This is a genomic window from Halioglobus sp. HI00S01 (assembly GCF_001635445.1).
In the GTDB taxonomy this organism is placed as follows: domain Bacteria; phylum Pseudomonadota; class Gammaproteobacteria; order Pseudomonadales; family Halieaceae; genus Halioglobus; species Halioglobus japonicus.
In genome coordinates this window covers 266980-286277 of the sequence record NZ_LWEE01000215.1, presented here as the reverse complement: position 1 = coordinate 286277, position 19298 = coordinate 266980, and the positions used below count along the sequence as shown (strand labels likewise).

Below are 19298 nucleotides of genomic sequence, written 5' to 3'. Positions count from 1 at the left end.
CGGGGCTACAAGCCGCTAACACCGCGGCGGCAAGCGCTGCAGCAGTTAGCCTAGTGGCAATGTGTCGCTTCACATCAGTCACCTCAAATATTAAGGCGATTGCATTATAATGTAAGCAAAGTACCAGCGTCGCGTCAGCCAAATGCGACCAAAGGACAAAATAGCAGACTGAACAAACAGAGCCGGGCGCCGGAGCAGCGCCCGATCGGGGGAGATTAGGCCCTGATACCGGTGGCGCCAGTATCAGGTCACGGTTGCGTGATTACCTTTTAGCGGCGGCTTTTTTCTTTGCCGGCGCTTTCTTTTTAGCTGGAGCCTTCTTCTTGGCTGCGGCCTTTTTCTTAGGTGCCGCTTTTTTCTTCACGGCAGCTTTCTTTTTAGCCGGCGCTTTTTTCTTCACCGCGGCCTTTTTCTTGGCCGGGGCTTTCTTCTTCGCTGCCGCTTTTTTCTTGGCAGGCTTTTTCTTCTTGGCCTTGGACGCTGCCTTTTCTACAACATCAGCTGCCTGGTCTGCCGCCTTGGCCTTGCGTTCGGCCAGAATGGCGTCCGCTTTCACCGAGGTGTAATTCTGCGCAGCCTCGTACGCTGTCACAGTAATCTTGGCGACGGATTCAGCGAGGTCCTGAACCTGCTTCATCAGTGCATCAACTTTTTGCTGGTTTGCCGGAGTGGCTTTCTTCTTGACCGCCGCCCGGGCTTTTTTCAATCGTGCGTTTGCTGTGGTGTAACGCTTCCGTGCCGCTTGTAGTTCTCGCTTGGCGCGCGCATTCGCCTTTTCAGATTCGGACACAAGCTTCTTGCGAAGCTGCTCTACTTTTTTGTTGGCTTGTTCAGCCATCTTCGTGGCCTGAGCCAGTTCTTTTTCCAACATTGCTTCACATGCTCCGTGTGGTTTTAGTAGATACTGCACAATTAGTGTAGGCCGAATTTCGATCAATGTAACGATTATTTTTTGACCAGCGATTTTAGAAACTCGCTCGGGCAACTCAGGTGACAGATAGATAATTTTTTTTGGCAAAAAAAAGCCGCCCTGAAAGGGCGGCTTGCAAATCGCATAACTACAAATCAGTTCTTAAGCTTGAGCATAAATTCAGCGGCCTTGAGCAGCGTCTCTTCATCGAGATGCGACTGCGGCGGCATTTCAGGATAGTCGTCGCGCTTCTTCACCGGGTTGGCAGCGAAGGCGGCGATGCCTTCCGGGTTATCCATGTACAGCGCCTGCACAATCTGTGTGGGCGGACCAATCATGCGCGAGCTGTAGGCATGACAGCCGGCACAGATGCCGTAGTAGACAAGCTTGCCTTCATCCATATTGGGATCGTCGGCGCGAGGTGCAACCGGCTCAGGCAGCATGTAGGTCAGCACGTTGGACGTGGAGTCGAATTCACACTCGGTGTATTTCTCCAGGCCAATGGTGCGGTAACGGGTCGGTTCGAGAATACAGCCATCGTCCATACCGACGGTATCAACAATATCCTGACCTTCTGTTTCCAGTTTGGTCGCCAGGAATGCCTGTACCAGCTTGGTGGGGTTCTTGCCGTTGTCGAGCATCAGGTTGTTGAGGATCTTGGGACGGTTGGGGTTGGGCTCAGAATCTGGGTCCAATGCCGCACTGGTGGCCAGCGAGAAGTCGGTGAACAGGATACCAACAGAGTCGTTGCCAGTAATGATATTGTTTTCAACCACTACGTCGTCACAGGCCATGATCAGCATGCCTGTTCCCTCGGGGATATTGGATACCAGAGAGCCGGGGATGGCGAAGTTCTCGTGGTTGTTACCGACCACGAAGTTGTTGCGGATAATGACGTCCGAGCAATCCTTGATCGGCAATCCAGGCGTGATGAACGCGAGAATACCGCCAGTGTTGTTGTAAACATAGTTGGCTTCAACCAGCGCTGAACGGCTGTTCTCAATTTCAATGCCAGCCACGCTCTCAAATACCTGGTTATAAACCACATCAATATTGTCAGACATGCCCACGTAAATGGCGGCATCTTCGATACCAGAGATCACGTTGTGTGACACCAGGCCGTTTTTACCCAGCTGCGGGAAAATACCGTATACGCCGGTATCGATGATGAAGTTGTTGCGGATAATAAAGTTGTTACCCGCCTGCCCCATCACGCCATTGCCTTTGTAGCGGGTGATATACAGGTTTTCTACGGTAAAACCATTACCAGAGTACAGCACCGCGTCATTGAGCACGCCCTCGCCGTCCATTACCGGATACTGACCGTCTTCGATAACGCCGGACAGGGTGATATTGTCTTTATCGACGTAAACCGTTTCCTTGTAGGTGCCGGGCATCACTTTAATGGTGGCACCGGGGCTCGCTGCTTTAACGGCGTCCTGAATAGATTCGCCGTCTTTTACAACGATAAGCTCGCCACTGGCAGGCGTCGCCAGGCTGCGAATGGCGACATTGGCCGCGCCGGCAGCAGCAACTTCATCTGCACCGCCGGATGAAAATGCGGCTTTGGGCGCCTCTGGTACTTTAATGACCGTGGGTTCCGGGGTGTTGGAGTTGCCGAGATAATAACCCCCCGCCAACAACACCACTGCCCCTACAGCGGCTACGAGTTTATTCATCGGTTTTTTCTCCGTCGTCATGTCCCCGGGCAGGCGGGGGATTATCGTGCACCAGCGCCAGGCCGGAGGGCAGGCGTTCAGGTGTTTTTGGTTTGAAACTTTCGTCTGTCAGTGTCTTCATGAAATCAACCAGGCGGTCGAGTTCATCGTTGGTCAGGTTGGGCTCCCAGATATGCCAGTGCAAAACCAACTCTTCGCCTTCCGGGACCGCGTGCCCTCGCCCGCCAGTATAGAACGCCACGGTCTCGCGCAGGGTCTCAAATCGACCTGAATGCATATACGGCGCGGTCAGTTCAATATTGCGCAGCGTGGGAATCTTGAATCCACCGCGCTGGGTACGCTCATTCATCGGCACCTGGGCTCCGGGATCAAAGGCCATGCCCTCGGGCTCTGGCGTGCCAATGACGGCAATCTGGCCATTGGTGAACAGTGGCGGCGTGTGACATTCGGCACAGCGTGCAACAAAGGAACGGAAGATGTTCATGCCCTCGATCTCCGGTTCCGTCAACGCTTCATGGTAGCCGTGGGCGTATTGATCGTAGCGGCTGTTCAGGGAGACCAGACTTACCTGGAACGCGGTCAAAGCACTGTAGATCTCATCCAGGGCAATCTCGTCGTCACCCGGAAAGGCCTCGGCAAACAGCTTGCGGTACAAGGCAATCGCATTGAGGGTTTCCAGCAGCTGCTGTGGGTTGTTACCCATTTCATGGGATGAGTACAGCGGTCCTGTAGCCTGCTCTTCCAGCGTCGTGGAGCGGGCATCCCAGAACAGCGTCTTGAGGAAACCGACATTCCATAGCGTAGGCGCTGAGCGCGTGACCGTATGTCCGTCGATGCCTACACTCACTGCGCGCCCGTCCGCAAAGCCCTTGTCAGGGTGGTGGCAGGTTGCGCAACTGACGCTGCCGTCGCGCGACAGTACCGGATCAAAGAACAGGTAGCGGCCGAGGTCGGTTTGCTGGGGCGTAAAGCCATCGCGCCAATCGGGAAGCCCGGTAGTAGGCCCACCCATGCCGGCCCCCTGCAGCGAATTGTACATCTGGTAGAGGCTGCGCAATTCACAGTGGCCGGCGTCCAGTTCGAATCCCGGAGGACAATCGGCACGCAGGGCGATATCAGCGGATGACTCCGCCGCACTTGCAGCGCTCCAGAGAAGGGCCAGTATTGCGAGAATCCTTACCACGATATGGGCCTCTTACTGCCCCAGGCTGTGCAGATAGGCCACAACATCGCGCACGGCCTGCTCATTCGGCAGAATCATCGCCATGGCACGCATTTGTTTGCCCGTTTTGTCGTCAGGGTGGGCACCGCGTTCTCCGCTGCGGAACGCCAGCAGCTGCGCCTGTAGATACCAATCGTCACCGCCAGCCAGGCGCGGAGAATTGAGCGCGGGGTTACCCACAGCGCCGGCACCATGGCAGGCACCGCAGAACTGGTTGTAATAGTCGGCACCCATGTTGGTATCGCCTTCGACGGTGGCCGCAGAGGCGGGGCTTTCCAGGCCGGCGATATAGGCAGCCACGTTCACGACTGCGGCGTCATCGGCAAGCACGGCCGCCATCGGCGCCATGGTCTTGGCGGTTGCCGTTGCGCCTTCGCCACCGCGGGCACCGGAACGAAACTTATTCAACTGCGCGGCAATATACACCGGTTCCAGATGGTTCAGGCGCGGTGCGTTAAGCGCTTTATTGCCCTGGGCGTTGTCGCCGTGACAGGCAATACAGGTCGCATAACTGGCCTGGCCTGCCGCAGCATCGCCATCGGCGAAGGCGGGAGCGACCGCCAGGGCGGCGCCTGCAAGAAACAATAATGTATGTCTGATCATGGAGCGTTCTCCCGGTGGGGCACAGTCGCACGGCCCCGTTTGTATCAGTTGAGGCCTAGTATCATAAGTCTGAAAATTAAACGTAGCTGAAAATATCCCCGCCCGCCGCTCAACTGCAGTGAAACTGGCACAATCCGGACGGGACAACTGCACTTCTCTGAGCTAGACTCAGCCCCTGTTATCGTTTAGAAGCACTTAACCGATCGTATTAAGGGACAACAAATGGAATACAACCCCGACGAACACAGCATGAAATGCCCAAAATGTGGCCACGGCATGAACGAAATCACCTACGGCGGTGACGTTGTCATTGATCGCTGCACCCACTGCCAGGGCATCTGGTTCGATACTGGTGAAGCTGAAGCACTCAAAGGCAAGTGGATGGGCGACGCCCTCGATATGGGCGATCCCGATGAAGGTAAGAAGTGGGATGCCGTCGAAGACATTGCCTGCCCGCGTTGTGGCAAGGAAATGGAAAAGCGCTCCGATCCCAAGCAGCCGCACATCTGGTTTGAGGAATGTGCCGAGCACGGCATGTTCATGGACGCCGGTGAATTCACCGATTACAAGCACGAGACCTGGGCTGACTGGTTCCGTGGCCTGGTGAAAGGCAGCCGCTAGCCCTCGGCGCCAGCACTGAAAAAAAGGGCGACCCGGTCGCCCTTTTTTTATGCCCACAGGGAATCCAAGGCGCCTTCTAACGCTGAAAGTAAAAAATATAGTAAGCACGTACACACCCGGAATGACCAATGAGTAGTACAGACAACATTCGTATTGAACATACCCGGCCGCTCATCAGCCCCTGGGTGCTGGCCGAGGAACTCCCCCTGGATACGGCCACAGCCGAAACGGTGGCGGCGCATCGCAGAGCCGTGGAGGCCATACTTGCAGGCCGGGATCCGCGCATCCTGGTCATTGCCGGGCCCTGCTCAGTGCACGACCCCGATGCCTTGTTGGAGTTTGCCAGGGGCTTTCAGGCGGCCTGTGAACCCCTGGCAGACGCCCTGTTCCCGGTCCTGCGGGTTTACTTCGAGAAGCCGCGCACAGTAATTGGCTGGAAAGGCCTGATTAACGACCCTGACCTTGATGGCAGCTTCCAGATCAACAAGGGTCTTCACCTGGCTCGTAAAGTCCTGCTGGATGTCGCCCACATAGGACTGCCCTCCGCCAGCGAGTTTCTCGACACCACCTTTGGCCAGTACTACGCCGATCTGGTGAGCTTTGGCGCCATTGGCGCGCGCACGGTTGAAAGCCAGGTTCACCGGGAACTGGCATCGGGCCTGTCCATGCCCGTGGGCTTCAAAAACGGCACCAATGGCCATATCGACGTGGCCATTGATGCCATTCGCAGTGCCAGTCACAGCCACTGGTTCCCTTCACTGACCAAGGAAGGGACACCGGCGATCCTCAAGTCCAAGGGCAACCCACACAGCTATCTGATTTTGCGCGGCGGCAGGCAAACCGGCCCCAATTACGGGCCACAAGCCGTCCAGGCCGCAGCCAGCGCCCTGGCTGAAGCGCAGTTACCGGCCTCACTGATTGTGGATTGCAGCCACGGCAACAGCGAAAAGGATCATCGACGCCAGGCCCAGGTCATCAGCAGCCTGTGCGAGCAGATTCATGGTGGGCAAACAGCCCTGCGTGGGGTGATGCTGGAGAGCCATTTGGTGGCGGGCAACCAGCCCATGAGCGATCAGCTGTTATATGGCCAGAGTATTACCGATGCCTGTCTGGCCCTGAAGGATACCGTGCCGCTGCTACAACAGCTCGCAGCAGCACAGCGAATGGCGGGGTGATTTACCAGGTGTAACCTAAGCGGAAGGCATAGGTTTCATCCATCTTCTCAACACCTTCTACAGCGCCGGAGTCGTATTCCCAGAGAATTTCGGCGGCGGCCTCAAAGCCCCATAACAGCGGGAAGGCCAGGCCAAGGGTGGTGTTGACGATAATGTCGGAGGTCTCATCGAGGTTCCAGACACCGAGCTGATCGAAGTACAGACGCGAGTCACCTCCTAGGTAGTTACTAGCCATATGCACACCCCAGTTGGCACCGGGATAGTCCTGGTCAGGCGCGGTCGAAAAATCCTCATTAACATATGACGCACCTACCTCCGCAGAGAGCGAGAGCAGCGGATCGGTCAGGAACTCGCGGCCAATGTAGGGGCCAATGTAGTACCGCAGATCTAGATCAGCGAACTCGTCCGCCTCTGCGTAGGCGTTCACGCCCCAGTAGGTGCGCTCACTGAAGAAGTAGTCGTATTTGCCAATAATCGTCCAGTTGTCAGCGCTTTTGACGTCATTTGCCTCGTCGATCTCGCCATAGAACTTCAAGGTGTAGCGATCATCATCGCTGCGCCATACCGATTCGAGACGATAGTCCAGCTCTTCAGTATCACTGTTACCTTTCTCAATTCTCATGGCGAAATTCACCAGACCGGTCCAGTCGTAACCGTGGCCCATTTCCCAGGGTTGGGGGTTCACAATAGCCAACTGTTCCAGCGCTAGCGATTGGGAGGCGCCACTGGCGTCGACCACCTGAAGCTGGTTATCGACAATCGTCAGGGTTTGATCCTCGAGCACGGTGTCGTCTGTCATTTGCAGTACGACCGACTCCGTCGTGCGCATGGAGACAATCTGGTCCAAAGCAATTGCCAGAGTACCGGCAAAATCAGTTTCGACCTTGGCCGAACCATCCCGGACCTCGACCACGGTGCCAATAATACGGGAGCCATTTTTCAGCATGATCTCATCCGCAGCAGTTGCAGCCTCTTCGGCGTGCAGGGGTGCAGCGGTGACACACAACATAAGCAGGGGCAGGATTATTTTCAGGTATAGCGTCTTCATTGTTGTTCCTGTTGGGTTAACGCGGGACTAATGTACCGCCTAGCGGGATATAAATACTAATCTAGCAGCGAAGCGCCGAAAACCACGATAAAAGGTATTTATGACACGCATAGTTCAGGCGCTGAGGCGCTACTGCTAGACTAGCGGCAGTTATCCAAAGGAGAAACCACGTGTCCAACCTCGATTACGACCTGTTTGTCATTGGCGCCGGCTCAGGCGGCGTACGCGCAGCCCGTATGGCTGCCGGCTTTGGGGCGCGTGTGGCGGTCGCCGAGGATCGATACATGGGCGGCACCTGCGTCAATGTCGGCTGTGTGCCCAAGAAACTTTATGTCTATGCCTCGGAGTATGGTAAAGGCTTCAGCGATGCCCAGGGCTTTGGCTGGGAAGCGGGCGTGCCCAGTTTTGACTGGGCGACACTGCGCGACAACAAGAAAACCGAGATTTCCCGGCTCAATGCCATCTATCGCAACCTGTTATCCGGGGTGGAGGCCGATCTCATCGATGGCCGCGCGACCATCGTGGATGAACACACCGTGGCGGTAGGCGAGCAACAATTCTCCACCGAGCGAATTCTTATAGCCACCGGCGGCTGGCCACATGTGCCCGACTTCCCCGGCAGCGAGTTCGCCATCACCTCAAACGAAGTATTTGACCTTGAGACCTTCCCACAGCGCCTGGTGGTGGTGGGCGGCGGCTATATCGCCACCGAGTTTGCCGGCATTTTTAACGGCCTGGGTGCCAACGTGACCCAACTTTACCGCGGTCCGCTGTTCCTGCGCGGTTTCGATGCTGATATCCGGGCCCACGCCGCACAGGAAATCCGCAAAACCGGCGTCGACCTGCGCTTCGAAACCAATGTGACTGCCATCGAGCAACGCATGACCGGCTACATGCTGACACTCTCCGATGGCAGCACAATGGAGGCAGACGCCGTGCTGTATGCCACCGGCCGCAAACCCAATCTGACTGGGCTGGGCCTGGAAAATGTCGACGTTCAACTCATAGACAACGGCACCATCGCCGTCGACGCCCAGTTCCGCACCAGCAGCCCCAGCATTTTTGCTCTGGGCGATGTCACCGGTGGCATGGAACTGACTCCTGTAGCGCTGGCTGAGGGCATGGCATTCGCCCGCCGGGAGTTTGCCGCCATGGAAGCCTCGCCCGAATACGAGTTCATTCCCACTGCCGTCTTCTGTCAGCCCAATATCGGCACCGTCGGCTTTACGGAAGAAGAGGCACAGGCCAAATTTGGTGACATCGAGCTCTACAAATCCAGCTTCAAACCCATGAAACACACCATCAGCGGACGCGACGAGCGCAGCTTCATGAAGTTAATCGTCGACAAGGCGTCAGACAAGGTTGTGGGCGTGCATATGGTTGGGCCCGATGCCGGTGAAATCATGCAGGGCATTGCGATCGCGATGAAGGCCGGGGCCACCAAGGCCGTGTTCGATAATACGATTGGTATTCACCCTACTGCCGCCGAGGAGTTCGTCACCATGCGCGACCCCTGGACGGAAGACTGAATCACGCGAGTGACAACCAGGGATGATTGAAGCCTCGCACCTCACCCGCCAGTTCGGTCGCACGACCGCGGTGTCCAATGTCTCTTTCGACATCGACAGCAACGAGGTTGTCGGCCTGCTAGGCCCCAATGGTGCAGGCAAAACCACCATCATGCGGATGCTCAGCGGCTATCTGGAACCCACCACAGGCGTGGTGCGCGTCAATGGCCAGGATCTCGGCCAGAACGCCTATGCACTGCAGCGCCAACTGGGTTACCTGCCCGAAAACTTGCCGGTATACCCGGACATGATGGTGGCGGACTATCTCGACTACGTGGCCACGATTAAAGGCATTGCACCGAGTGAGCGTATGCGCGCCGTCAAGGAGGCTTTGCACGCCACTTATATCCAGGACAGGGCGCTGGAAGTCATCGGCCAGCTGTCCCGCGGCATGAAACAGAGAGTGGGTGTTGCCCAGGCCATACTCGGCAGACCACGGCTACTCATCCTCGACGAACCCACCAATGGCCTAGATCCGCGCCAGACTGAGCAAATGCGCCAGCTGATTACCCAACTCGCGCGCCGAGCCACGATTATTATCTCTACCCACATCCTGCAGGAGGTGGAAGCGGTCTGCGATCGAGTGCTGATCCTGCGCAATGGCCAGCTCGCCATCGACCGGCAAATGAGTGAGCTGCGCAGCTGTGGGGAACTGCTGCTGCGCACGGACAACACCGTGACCGACCTGGAAACGCAACTGGCGCGTATGCCGCAAATAGCCGCGGTGAGAAAACTCGAGGGTACTGCAGAAGCGGGCGAATACTGCCTGTCCCTGCGCGAGGGCAGCGATCCCGATACCGCAGCGGGCAATATTGCCGCCTGTGTCAATCAGGCCGGCGCTCGGCTATTTATGCTCGACCGGCAATCCCGCCACCTCGATGACATATTCAATGAAGTGGTTGATCGTGAAGACTAGGCCGGTTGCGCGCCGGGTGGCGCAAAAAGAAATCGGACTGTTTTTCGCCTCTCCGGTGGCCTGGCTGTTTCTCGGCAGTTTTGCCGCGGTCTGCCTGTTCGTGTTTTTTTGGGGTTCTTCGTTCTTCGCCCGCAATATCGCCGACGTTCGACCGCTGTTCCAATGGATGCCGATACTGCTGATTTTTCTCTGCTCAGCGCTAACCATGCGCATGTGGAGCGAAGAGCGGCGCACCGGCACACTCGAACATGTACTCATCCAGCCCAGTGCCCTGTGGCGGTTTGTGTTTGGNAAATTCCGCNCCTGCCTGTGCCTGTTATTGCTTGCGTTGATCAGCACTGTGACCCTGCCCGTCACGGTCGCGCTTATCGCAGATCTGGACTGGGGCCCGGTATTGGCCGGCTACCTGGCCTCATTTATGCTCGGCGCGCTTTACATTGCAGTCGGCTTGTTCGTGTCCTCGCGCACCGACAACCCCATCGTCAGCATGATCGCCAGCGTCATCCTGTGCGGTCTGATGTTCCTGTCCGGCAGCGGGGTGTTCACGGACTTTTTCTCCACCAGCACCGCGGAGACCCTGCGCCACTTTGGCACCGGTTCACGCTTCAGCAGTATTACCCGCGGTGTCATTGATATCCGCGACTTGTTTTTTTACATCAGTGTGACCTTTGCCTTTCTCGCCCTGAATGTATACACCCTGGAACGGGAAGGCTGGGCCCGCCTGGCCAGCACACCGCGCCAGCGGCACTGGCGGGCAGGCATTGTGCTGGTCATAGCCAACCTGATTCTGGCCAATATGTGGATTGAAAAGCTACCCATTCCACGCCTCGACGTAACCGAAGGCAAGCTCTATTCAATCTCCCAGCCATCGCGGGAACTGCTGCGACAACTGGATGAACCGCTGTTGATACGCGGTTACTTCAGTGGACGCACGCACCCTATGTTGGCGCCACTAGAGCCACAGCTGCGCGATCTCATTCGTGAATACGAAGCGGCCGGCATCGGCAACGTGCGCGTCGAGTTCACCGACCCCAGCCTGCACCCGGAACAGGAGCGCGAAGCCAACGAGCGCTATGGGATATTGCCCACCCCCTTCCAGGTGGCCGATCGCTACCAGTCGGCGCTGGTAAATGCCTACTTTAACGTGCTTGTGCAATACGGATCGGAGCACGTGACCCTGTCGTTCTCCGATCTTATTGAAGTTCGCACCAGTACCAGCGGCGCCGCCGAAGTTCTGCTGCGCAATCCCGAGTTTGATATTACGCGCGCCATTCGCGACGTGTTGTACAACTATCGCTCTGGCGGCGATCTGTTTACCGGCATAGATAACCCAGTGGAACTGATTGGCTATGTCTCGGACAGCGCCCAGCTGCCCCCCCAACTGCAGGCTTACAAAAACTCGATCGAGGCCCAGCTGCAGCGCGCCGAGGACGCCTCGGATGGCAAGTTCAGCTATCGCTTAATTGACCCAGAGGCCCAGGGTGCCACCGTTGCCAGGCAGATCTACGATCAGTGGGGCTTTACCCCGATGCGCACCGCCGAGGAAGCCGATCACGAATTTTATTTTTATCTCACTCTGGCCGACGAGCACCAGGTCGTGCAGCTGCCAACGGGCACGTTTAACCCCGGTGAGTTTCGCCAGGCGCTGGACTCAGGCCTGAAACGCTACGCGCGCAGCTTCAACCGCACGATTGCGCTGGCGACACCTGCCATTGACCCACAATTGCGAGAACACGGACTCGGCGGCCCCAGCTTTGCCAACCTTGAACGCGCCCTCGCCCGGGATCATCGCATCGTCCTAGAGGACCTTACCGACGGAGAAATTTCCCCGGAGGCGGACATTGTCGTGGTGACAGCGCCAAAGCAGCTGGGCCAACAGGCTATTTTCGCGCTGGATCAGTTCCTGATGCGCGGCGGTACAATCATCATCGCCACCTCCGGACTGACCGTGGAGCGCAACAACGGCGGCCTGCAATTACGAGATTGGTCCAGCGGCCTTGAAGAATGGTTGGCGCACAACGGTATTCATATTCAGCGCCAGCTGATCATGGACCGCCAGCAGAGCAAATTTCCCGCGCCCGTTCGCCGCGGCAGTGGCGACTATCAATTCAACGATGTGCGAATTATCGACTACCCGTTCTTTATCGATGTGCGCCGCGACGCCATTGCCCGCCACGCGATCTCCGGCAGTCTGCCCCAGGTGACCATGGCGTGGATGTCGCCGGTGGACGTTGAGCGCCGCGACAACCGCCGGGTCAGCAAGGTGCTATGGAGCTCCGACAGAGCCTGGCTGGGAGATGGCGCGAATCTCATGCCGCGCAGTAACAGCGGCGGTGAACTGCAACCCTGGCAACGTCCAGCGGGACAGGCGCGAGCCAGCTTCGATCTGGGAATTACGGTGCAGGGCCGCTTCGACTCGTTCTTCGCCACGCCGCCGGTCAGCCACAACGGGGAAAACCTAGTGGCCCGATCACCGGAATCCGCCCGGGTTGTGATTTTCCCGTCCAATGATTTTCTCAGTGACCAGGTGTTGGCGGCCCAGGTACACGCAAGCGGCACCCAGTACCTGGGCCCACTGGAGCTCATCAGCAATACCGTTGACTGGGCCCTGCAGGAAGAGCTACTCCTCAATATTCGCTCCCGAGGCCACTTTAATCGCACGCTTCCATCCATGGAACGCCAGGCGCAATTCAGTCTTGAGGTGTTCAATTACGCGGCAGCCCTCACCTGGCTGGGGCTGCTTGCGCTCTGGCACAAACTCCGCCAGCACCAACAGCGACGGCGCTATACACGGGAGTTGGGGCTATGAACCGGGTCGGCACAGCCCTGTTGATGGTGCTATTGGTCCAGCTGGTACTGGTCTTCAGTCTGTATCGCGCGCCTTCAGGGGACGCCAGCGCAGGTGCGCAACAACCTCTGACCAAAGCCGCATACTTCCACATCGATGAAATTCACATAGAAGATGGCCACGGCAATAAGGTTCATCTCGAGCATCGGGGCGAACGCTGGGTACTCCCCGCACTGGGTCATTTGCCGGCGCAACAGTCCAGGGTCGACCTGCTGCTCGCCCCCCTGGCAGAGGAAAATACGGGCTGGGCGGTGGCCCACACCCTGCCCGCAAGACAGCGTTTTCAGGTCGCCCACTATCACTTCCGGCGCAAGATTACGCTGCTTGCCCAAGACGAGCCGATCGACACAGTATTCCTGGGCACCTCGCCCGGGTTTCGCAAAGTGCACGCCCGCAATGATGTCGACAACGCCATTTACAGTATTTCCCTGAACCTGGTTGACCTGCCAACGGAACAGGGACGCTGGCTCGCTGAGGATATTCTTAAAGTGCGCGCCCCGCTGCGGATCGCTGCCGATACCTACGTGGTAGACCGCAGCAGTGGTGAGTGGCGGCTGGGCACAGGTGAACAGCCGGATGCCGCGGAACTGGAAGCGTTACTGCAAAACCTGGAACAACTGCAAATCGAAGGTGTCGCCGAACCCCGCCCACTCGACGAAGCAGAATTGATTCTGGAAATCGAAGGCCTTGCTGGCACGACAACCCTGGCGTTCTATCGAGAGGGTGAAGAGCACTTTATTCGCAGCAGCGACCACCCACTGCTGTTCAGGCTCAGCCGCTATACGTTTGATCAGCTGACGGGCATCGCCCTGTCAATGTAGGAGGAGACACCATGCGACTACTGGGAATGCTGCTGGCGCTTGGCGCCATCGGTTGGGTGCTGTACTCCGGCTCCGGAGGCGGTGACAGCGACACCATGATTCCGACCGGTTATCAGCAATCACTGGAAAAAGCAGAATCTGTCGAAGACACATTGCGTGCCGGTACAGAGGACAAACTCAAGGCGCTGGAAAACGACGGCTAGGTCTTGTCCTCGAGCGCCGACAGCTGCTGCATGTGCTCTACGTGCTCTGCCCCGCTAAGGTGCTTCATCAGCAGCGAGCGCATCCATTGATGTGGCGCACTGCGGGAGGTGCGGGTGTGACGCATTAGCGACATTTTGCCCCGCCGGCCACCAGGACTGTTGCGGATCATACGCTGCAGTTCGGCAGGCAACTCCCTGCCGGTAATCAGCCCACGATAAAGCCCTCCCTCCTCAAACCCGGCGTTAGCCACTAGCAAACTATCGGTGCGCGCCAGCACGCCCACGGCTGACGCAAACTGAGTGGTCTCCAGTGCAATCTGCCGGTGTACACCGTACTGACCCAGCACGTCATCCACCATGGAACCGTTTTCCCGGGTCAGCCCCGGCAAATATAGCCGCAGGTGAGGGTAGGCAAGAAAATCCTGCAGGCTGATATCTTTGTCCACCAGCGGGTGGGACGTACTCATGTATAGGCGTGGTACCAACGTGGCAATAGGCTCGGCGTGGATATCGCGGTCTGTGTCGTAGGCGACAAATGCCGCGAAATCGATTTCGCCTTTTTTCAGCTGATCCTGATAGTCCGGAGAGACCTCCGAGGTAATTATCTGTACGCCAGGCGCCTGCTCGCGCAGGTCTGCGACCAACCCGGGCAACAGCGCCTCGCAGAGAATCGGCGGAAGCTGCAGACGGAAGCCCCCCGCATACGTGGCGGGGTCGAAATCCGTATCGCCGAGCACCCGTTCAACCGTCTCCAGCAGTTTGGGAAGTTCCACCCCCAGTTCCTCGGCCCGTGGCGTGGGCACCAGACCGTGCGCCGTGCGGGTGAACAACTCGTCTTCAAAGGAGTCGCGCAGCTTCTGTAAAGTCTTACTGAGCGCCGGCTGGCTGACCGACAGTCGCTCCGCGGCCCGGGTTACGTTGCGCTCCTCGAGCAGAATCTGCAGGGCAACCAGCAGGTTCAGGTCTGTGCGAATCAGCTTGCGCGATATCATGATGGTGGGTCCTTGTCAGGAAATAACCTGTAGTTATGGAGAAGATGCTAGCAAACAGTAACTTGCCCCTCAGCATCTAACTGAACTTTTCGGAACTCTTTAGTAGGCTCGTTGTCTATCGCGTGGGAAATATGACAAAAAGGGCTTGAACATGAACAAAATCAAGTACATCAGCGGCCTGTTGGCACTTGTAGTCCTGGCTGCCTGCAGCAGCACCCCGGTACTGGAAGAAACACCCAGCTCCGAATTCCAGGGCCTGAACAAGGTGAGCAGTAGCGGCTTTTCCGAAGCCTGGGCGAGACCCGGGGCCAATCTGAGCGGCTATTCGTCTATTAAAGCCACACCGATGAAATCCCAGGACGCCGAACTCGTCCAGCCCGGCCAGAGCATCCAGACCCGCATAAATCGCGACATGGAGATTACCCCCGAGGTAGAACAGCAACTGGCTGAGACCTGGAATAACGCCATTACCAACGCCGCCGCAGATGCCGGCCTGGCCACAGACGGCAGTGGTGACAAAGTGTTGCGCATTGACGCCGATATGACCCGTATCGCCCCGAGCGCCGACTTTGCGGCAGAGAAGTCCAATCCGGGACGCTCCACCGTGTATACCGAGGACTCAGGCAGTGCATCCATTGAGCTCCGCTTGTACGACGATGCCAGCGGTGAGTTGCTGGCGGTCGTGCGCGACAAGCGCCGGGTAGGTTCACAGATGTGGGCACGCTCCAATACTGTCACCGCGTCTGCCGACGTGCGCAATCTCTACAACAGCTGGGCCAATCGCCTGGTCACTCGAATCACCGGCAATTAAGCCCGGTCGGGCCAGTCTGCTGGCTGGCCCGCCTTCCTACTGCTACCATGGGCCACTCTACACCATCTGATGAAGAGGAACACCATGCGCCGCATCTCCGCCCTGGCGTCGCTCGCAATAGCCCTGTTTTTAAGCGCCTGCAGCGAAATTGAAACCCGCCCTGTCGACAGTGGCGACTTCGCCTCTGGCAACTATGTTTACTACAAGTGGCGCAGCGAGCCGCTGGCCAATGAAGCCGGCTCCGACGACATGCTCTACGTCATGGACCCACTGGTCCGGGCGGCGGTTGACCGCAACCTGGCCGACAAGGGCTACCGACTCTCCGCCGATTCCGCCCAGTTTACCGTCGACTACCTGCAAGCCATGGGCCTGCGCGAAGGCGTCAGCAGCCAGGATGCCAGCGGCGGCATCGACCCCATCCCCTCAGCGCGCCCCAATCGACTGATCAATCAGGCCATGGTTGATAACGCCAATGCCCTGGCCGGCGTACACACCACCAACAACATTGCGATTCAGCTAAACGATGCGCAGAGCCACGAAGAAGTGTGGCGGGTGGTGATTACCAAGATTGTTGACGATATGAATACTCGTGACCCGGACAAGGTTGCAAAAAACGTGAACAAGGCCGTTGATCAGGGTTTGCGCACGCTCCCCAAAGCCAACTAACCGTAGATCTGCGGATTGAAACAGTGAGGCATGCGCTCGCCGGCCAGAGCAGCAAGCGCGTTCTCCACCGCCAGGTCCGCCATTCTCGCTCGGGTGTTCACTGTCGCACTGCCAATATGCGGCGCTACCACCACATTGGGTAACGTCAGTAATGGGTTGTCTGTCGGCACGGGCTCGCGCTCGAAGACATCAATACCCGCCGCATATAAATGGCCGGACAATAAAGCCTGCGCCAGTGCGTCCTCGTCGACAATGCCGCCGCGTGCCGAATTCACCAGCACCGAGCCGGGCTTCATCAGCGCGATCTTATCGGCATTGATCAGCATTCTGGTTTCGTCCGCCAGGGCAACATGAATGCTGACGAAATCACTCTCGGCCAGCAGTTTGTCGAGGTCGACTGAGTCGATCCCGGCGACGTCTCGCGGACTGCGATTCCAGCCCAGTACACGCATACCAAAGCCCTGCGCCCGCCTGGCCATCGCCTGACCAATCGCCCCCATACCAACAATGCCCAGAGTGGCACCACTGACATCCTTGCCAGTAAAGAAATCCGGCGCCCAGGCATTTTCCGGCGTCCAGTTGCCCTGGCGCACGAAATGGTCAGCCTCCACCACGCGACGGGAAGCCGCCATCATCAGGGCAAACGCCGTATCGGCGGTGGTATCAACCAACACACCGGGGGTGTGTCCGAGAGGGATATTGCGAGCCGATAGCGCCGCCGTATCGACGTGGTCAACACCTACCGACATGCTCGACACAAACTCGAGATCTGGCATTTGCGCCAACAGTTCCGCCGTAATGCGGTCCGTAAGCAGGCACAGTAAGCCATGACAACCGGCCAACTCCTCGCGTAATGCCTCAGCGCTGAGCAGGCCCGGTCCCATCCACACGTTCACGTCACAATGGGCACATAAATCATGGAAGCGCTCACCCGGCAACTGGTGGGTGACCAAAACGCGTTTTGTCATAGCTCACTCACCTGCATATTCCCCATTGTAGCGAGGGTACCCTGCCACTCGCGCACCTGTGCCTGCTCATATGCCTCGGTAGCTTCCAGGTGACCCCACACCGGCATGGGCCAGCAGGTATCGTCTGCAGACCGTGCAATGACGTGTAAATGCATTTGCGGCACAACATTGCCCAGGCCTGCAAAGTTGACCTTGTCGTATCCCAACACCTGCTTCAGAAAGCGGGAGATCAACGCGCAATCGGCGAGCACCGCCTCGCGATGTTCCTGGGGAAGATCGAGTACATCCGCCAGCTCGGTGTCGGGCACAAGAATAAACCAGGGCACACTGGCATTGCGGTTTAACAAGACCGAGCAGGCATCGAGGCGCCCGAGTTCATAACAGTCTTGCTGCAATTGCGGATGGATTTGAAAAGCTGTCATCGCACGTTTCCTTAACACTCATTACAACTCTAGTCAGTGTTACCGGGAATTGGCAATGTCAATTTAACTCAGAGAGGCTCTAAAAGCGGGATTTGCGGTATTCCGACAACACCCAGGCAAAGTAGAACGCTACCACGACTGCCCAAAGGCCCCAGGTACCGCTGTAGCCGATAACGGCCAGCGCCAGACCGCTGAGAAGCGGACCAAATACCCGCCCCCAGGATGAAGAAGATGCGCTGGTACCCATAAGGCGCCCGCGGTACCGGGCAGGCGTGCGCTGGGTAAATATCGTATTCAGCAGGGGCATGCACATGGTCGCCCCGGACATGGAAATAAACATCGACGCCACCATCATCGGCATGGTGTCAGCAAATACCGCGACCACCAGACCGATGAAAAACAGGGCAACGGTAATCGCCAACAGCCGCCATTCACCGATAGCCCGGACCATTGCGCCCATGGCCCCGCCCTGAAGCACCACCATAATCATGCCCTGAATACCGAACACGATACCGACCTCGCGCGCGGTCCAGGCCAGTTCATGGGCAACCCAGAGTGGGAACACATAGGTGGCCGAGCTGACACAGGCATTGTGTACGGCATAAAGGAAAATAAAGGTGCGCGCATTGCTGGCCTTAAGCACCTCCAGCGTCGATTCCCGTTCTGGGCTCTTCTGCTGCGCGCGATTCGCCGCGCGACGCTCCGGCGTCAGCGACTCGGGCAAGAATATGGCCGCCGCCACAATCGCCAGCAAGGACATCACTCCGGCAAAAATGCAAGGCAGCGTGAAACTGCCATCGTCGCCTGCCAGCAAGCCACCGAGCAACGGCCCCAGCACCATGCCAAGGCCGAAGGCCGCCCCAATCAGTCCCATACCCTTGGCGCGATTTTCCGGGCCGGTAATGTCCGCCATCATAGCCGATGCCACGCCGAAATTCCCCGCAACCAGACCGGCAAACCCGCGCGCCAGGAACACCATCCACAGCTCATCGGCGAGACCCAGTGCCACATACCCCAGCGCACCGCCCGCCAGGCAGAGCATGATAATGGGTTTGCGCCCGTATCGATCAGACAAACGCCCCCAGAAGGGGCCGGAAATACCCGCGCAGGCAGCATAGGTCACGATAATCAGGGCGATATCGATTTCGTCGGCGCCCAGTTGCGGCGAGAGGAACGGAAGAATGGGGATGACGATGCCAAAGCCAATCAGGTCCAGCAGGACAACACCAAACAGTATGGGCATCGTGCGGGTTACTCGCCCTGCCAGCGCTGAACCTGCTCAACCGTCAAGTCAAACAGCTCGAGAGCTCGCCCTACCCCCTGAGTCACCATATCATCCAGAGACTGCGGGCGGGTGTAAAAGGCGGGCACCGGTGGCGCAATGACCGCGCCCATTTCAGACAGCTGAGTCATGGTGCGCAGGTGGCCGGTGTGGAGCGGTGTTTCACGCACCATCAGCACCAGGCGGCGCCGCTCTTTGAGAACAACATCGGCGGCCCGGGTGAGCAATGTCGAGGTCACGCCGGTGGCGATCTCAGACATGGTGCGAATCGAGCAGGGCGCCACCAGCATGCCGCTGGTCACAAACGAACCACTGGCAATGGTGGCGCCAACATTTTTAATGGCATGGACTTCGGTGGCGAGGCCCTTGAGCTCAGCGAGGCTCATATCCATTTCATAGTGCAGGGTGAGTTCAGCGGACTTGCTCATGACCAGATGCGACTCCACACCCATCTCACGCAGCAGCTGCAACGCGCGCACACCGTAGACAATACCCGATGCGCCGCTGATGCCGACAATAATCCGCTTGCTCATATTCAAGAAG

Annotated in this window: 19 protein-coding genes; 9 read left to right on the top strand and 10 right to left on the bottom strand. The window is 57.8% G+C overall.

Annotated elements, in window-relative coordinates; translation table 11 throughout:
• Positions 1–262: 262 nt before the first annotated feature.
• The 4 genes from A3709_RS17270 to A3709_RS17255 form a co-directional block, all read right to left on the bottom strand.
• The gene (locus tag A3709_RS17270) at positions 263–871 is read right to left on the bottom strand and encodes a hypothetical protein (protein ID WP_066057432.1); all 609 of its coding nucleotides are present in this window, start codon (positions 869–871) and stop codon (positions 263–265) included.
• A 194-nt stretch (positions 872–1065) separates the two neighbouring features.
• The gene (locus A3709_RS17265) at positions 1066–2589 is read right to left on the bottom strand and encodes a parallel beta-helix domain-containing protein (protein ID WP_066057429.1); all 1524 of its coding nucleotides are present in this window, start codon (positions 2587–2589) and stop codon (positions 1066–1068) included.
• On the bottom strand, positions 2582–3772 hold the full coding sequence (locus tag A3709_RS17260; RefSeq protein WP_082850175.1) for a cytochrome-c peroxidase: 1191 nt from the start codon (positions 3770–3772) through the stop codon (positions 2582–2584). Before A3709_RS17260 ends, A3709_RS17265 begins: the two co-directional genes overlap by 8 nt.
• A 12-nt stretch (positions 3773–3784) precedes the next feature.
• On the bottom strand, positions 3785–4414 hold the full coding sequence (locus tag A3709_RS17255) for a c-type cytochrome (RefSeq protein ID WP_066057426.1): 630 nt from the start codon (positions 4412–4414) through the stop codon (positions 3785–3787).
• A 222-nt stretch (positions 4415–4636) separates the two neighbouring features.
• Between A3709_RS17255 and A3709_RS17250 the strand changes: the two genes are divergently transcribed.
• Together A3709_RS17250 and A3709_RS17245 are read left to right on the top strand one after the other, a co-directional pair.
• The gene (locus A3709_RS17250) at positions 4637–5035 is read left to right on the top strand and encodes a zf-TFIIB domain-containing protein (protein ID WP_229801752.1); all 399 of its coding nucleotides are present in this window, start codon (positions 4637–4639) and stop codon (positions 5033–5035) included.
• 128 nt (positions 5036–5163) lie between these two features.
• Positions 5164–6210 carry a 3-deoxy-7-phosphoheptulonate synthase gene (locus tag A3709_RS17245; protein WP_066057424.1) on the top strand — a complete coding sequence of 349 codons (1047 nt, stop codon included), beginning with the start codon at positions 5164–5166 and terminating at the stop codon, positions 6208–6210.
• Position 6211: 1 nt separating this feature from the next.
• On the opposite strand, the gene A3709_RS17240 is transcribed toward A3709_RS17245, so the two are convergent.
• A complete protein-coding gene (locus A3709_RS17240) occupies positions 6212–7258 on the bottom strand; it encodes a YdiY family protein (protein ID WP_066057422.1) in 1047 nt (348 codons plus the stop codon).
• 170 nt (positions 7259–7428) lie between these two features.
• Here A3709_RS17240 and gor point away from each other — a divergent pair, with 170 nt between their 5' ends.
• The 5 genes from gor (at position 7429) to A3709_RS17215 (ending at position 13614) form a co-directional block, all read left to right on the top strand.
• Entirely contained in the window at positions 7429–8787 is a 1359-nt protein-coding gene (gor, locus tag A3709_RS17235; protein WP_066057419.1) for a glutathione-disulfide reductase, read from the top strand.
• Positions 8788–8809: 22 nt separating this feature from the next.
• Entirely contained in the window at positions 8810–9742 is a 933-nt protein-coding gene (locus A3709_RS17230; RefSeq protein ID WP_066057417.1) for an ABC transporter ATP-binding protein, read from the top strand.
• On the top strand, positions 9717–12551 hold the full coding sequence (locus tag A3709_RS17225) for a Gldg family protein (RefSeq protein WP_066057414.1): 2835 nt from the start codon (positions 9717–9719) through the stop codon (positions 12549–12551). The genes A3709_RS17230 and A3709_RS17225 overlap by 26 nt, the downstream gene beginning before the upstream one ends.
• Positions 12548–13411, top strand: a complete 864-nt coding sequence (locus tag A3709_RS17220; protein WP_066057411.1) for a DUF4340 domain-containing protein — start codon at positions 12548–12550, stop codon at positions 13409–13411. Before A3709_RS17225 ends, A3709_RS17220 begins: the two co-directional genes overlap by 4 nt.
• A gap of 11 nt (positions 13412–13422) precedes the next feature.
• Positions 13423–13614, top strand: a complete 192-nt coding sequence (locus tag A3709_RS17215) for a hypothetical protein (RefSeq protein WP_066057409.1) — start codon at positions 13423–13425, stop codon at positions 13612–13614.
• On the opposite strand, the gene A3709_RS17210 is transcribed toward A3709_RS17215, so the two are convergent.
• Positions 13611–14606: a LysR family transcriptional regulator gene (locus tag A3709_RS17210; RefSeq protein ID WP_066057405.1), complete on the bottom strand. Its 996-nt coding sequence runs from the start codon at positions 14604–14606 to the stop codon at positions 13611–13613. The two genes, A3709_RS17215 and A3709_RS17210, sit on opposite strands and share 4 nt — an antisense overlap.
• 151 nt (positions 14607–14757) lie before the next feature.
• Between A3709_RS17210 and A3709_RS17205 the strand changes: the two genes are divergently transcribed.
• Complete coding sequence (locus A3709_RS17205) at positions 14758–15417, top strand: DUF3313 family protein (protein ID WP_066057402.1); 660 nt, start codon at positions 14758–14760, stop codon at positions 15415–15417.
• Positions 15418–15501: 84 nt separating this feature from the next.
• On the top strand, positions 15502–16083 hold the full coding sequence (locus tag A3709_RS17200; RefSeq protein ID WP_066057399.1) for a DUF4136 domain-containing protein: 582 nt from the start codon (positions 15502–15504) through the stop codon (positions 16081–16083).
• Here the strand turns inward: A3709_RS17200 and A3709_RS17195 are convergent.
• The 4 genes from A3709_RS17195 to A3709_RS17180 form a co-directional block, all read right to left on the bottom strand.
• Positions 16080–17051 (bottom strand): D-glycerate dehydrogenase, encoded by a 972-nt coding sequence (locus tag A3709_RS17195; RefSeq protein WP_066057398.1) that lies wholly within the window; start codon positions 17049–17051, stop codon positions 16080–16082. The two genes, A3709_RS17200 and A3709_RS17195, sit on opposite strands and share 4 nt — an antisense overlap.
• Positions 17048–17473 carry an HIT family protein gene (locus tag A3709_RS17190; protein ID WP_066057395.1) on the bottom strand — a complete coding sequence of 142 codons (426 nt, stop codon included), beginning with the start codon at positions 17471–17473 and terminating at the stop codon, positions 17048–17050. Before A3709_RS17190 ends, A3709_RS17195 begins: the two co-directional genes overlap by 4 nt.
• 79 nt (positions 17474–17552) lie before the next feature.
• Positions 17553–18716 carry an MFS transporter gene (locus A3709_RS17185; protein ID WP_066057393.1) on the bottom strand — a complete coding sequence of 388 codons (1164 nt, stop codon included), beginning with the start codon at positions 18714–18716 and terminating at the stop codon, positions 17553–17555.
• Positions 18717–18724: 8 nt separating this feature from the next.
• Positions 18725–19288: a UbiX family flavin prenyltransferase gene (locus A3709_RS17180; RefSeq protein WP_066057390.1), complete on the bottom strand. Its 564-nt coding sequence runs from the start codon at positions 19286–19288 to the stop codon at positions 18725–18727.
• Positions 19289–19298 lie beyond the last annotated feature (10 nt).

Excerpts from the sequence above, each read along its gene's own strand:
- A3709_RS17270 (WP_066057432.1), bottom strand. The coding sequence starts at position 871 with ATGTTGGAAAAAGAACTGGCTCAGGCCACGAAGATGGCTGAACAAGCC.
- A3709_RS17255 (WP_066057426.1), bottom strand. The coding sequence starts at position 4,414 with ATGATCAGACATACATTATTGTTTCTTGCAGGCGCCGCCCTGGCGGTC.
- A3709_RS17205 (WP_066057402.1), top strand. The coding sequence starts at position 14,758 with ATGAACAAAATCAAGTACATCAGCGGCCTGTTGGCACTTGTAGTCCTG.
- A3709_RS17220 (WP_066057411.1), top strand. The coding sequence starts at position 12,548 with ATGAACCGGGTCGGCACAGCCCTGTTGATGGTGCTATTGGTCCAGCTG.
- A3709_RS17230 (WP_066057417.1), top strand. The coding sequence starts at position 8,810 with ATGATTGAAGCCTCGCACCTCACCCGCCAGTTCGGTCGCACGACCGCG.
- A3709_RS17250 (WP_229801752.1), top strand. The coding sequence starts at position 4,637 with ATGGAATACAACCCCGACGAACACAGCATGAAATGCCCAAAATGTGGC.
- A3709_RS17180 (WP_066057390.1), bottom strand. The coding sequence starts at position 19,288 with ATGAGCAAGCGGATTATTGTCGGCATCAGCGGCGCATCGGGTATTGTC.
- A3709_RS17265 (WP_066057429.1), bottom strand. The coding sequence starts at position 2,589 with ATGAATAAACTCGTAGCCGCTGTAGGGGCAGTGGTGTTGTTGGCGGGG.
- A3709_RS17185 (WP_066057393.1), bottom strand. The coding sequence starts at position 18,716 with ATGCCCATACTGTTTGGTGTTGTCCTGCTGGACCTGATTGGCTTTGGC.
- A3709_RS17240 (WP_066057422.1), bottom strand. The coding sequence starts at position 7,258 with ATGAAGACGCTATACCTGAAAATAATCCTGCCCCTGCTTATGTTGTGT.
- A3709_RS17200 (WP_066057399.1), top strand. The coding sequence starts at position 15,502 with ATGCGCCGCATCTCCGCCCTGGCGTCGCTCGCAATAGCCCTGTTTTTA.
- A3709_RS17210 (WP_066057405.1), bottom strand. The coding sequence starts at position 14,606 with ATGATATCGCGCAAGCTGATTCGCACAGACCTGAACCTGCTGGTTGCC.
- A3709_RS17245 (WP_066057424.1), top strand. The coding sequence starts at position 5,164 with ATGAGTAGTACAGACAACATTCGTATTGAACATACCCGGCCGCTCATC.
- A3709_RS17215 (WP_066057409.1), top strand. The coding sequence starts at position 13,423 with ATGCGACTACTGGGAATGCTGCTGGCGCTTGGCGCCATCGGTTGGGTG.
- A3709_RS17190 (WP_066057395.1), bottom strand. The coding sequence starts at position 17,473 with ATGACAGCTTTTCAAATCCATCCGCAATTGCAGCAAGACTGTTATGAA.
- A3709_RS17195 (WP_066057398.1), bottom strand. The coding sequence starts at position 17,051 with ATGACAAAACGCGTTTTGGTCACCCACCAGTTGCCGGGTGAGCGCTTC.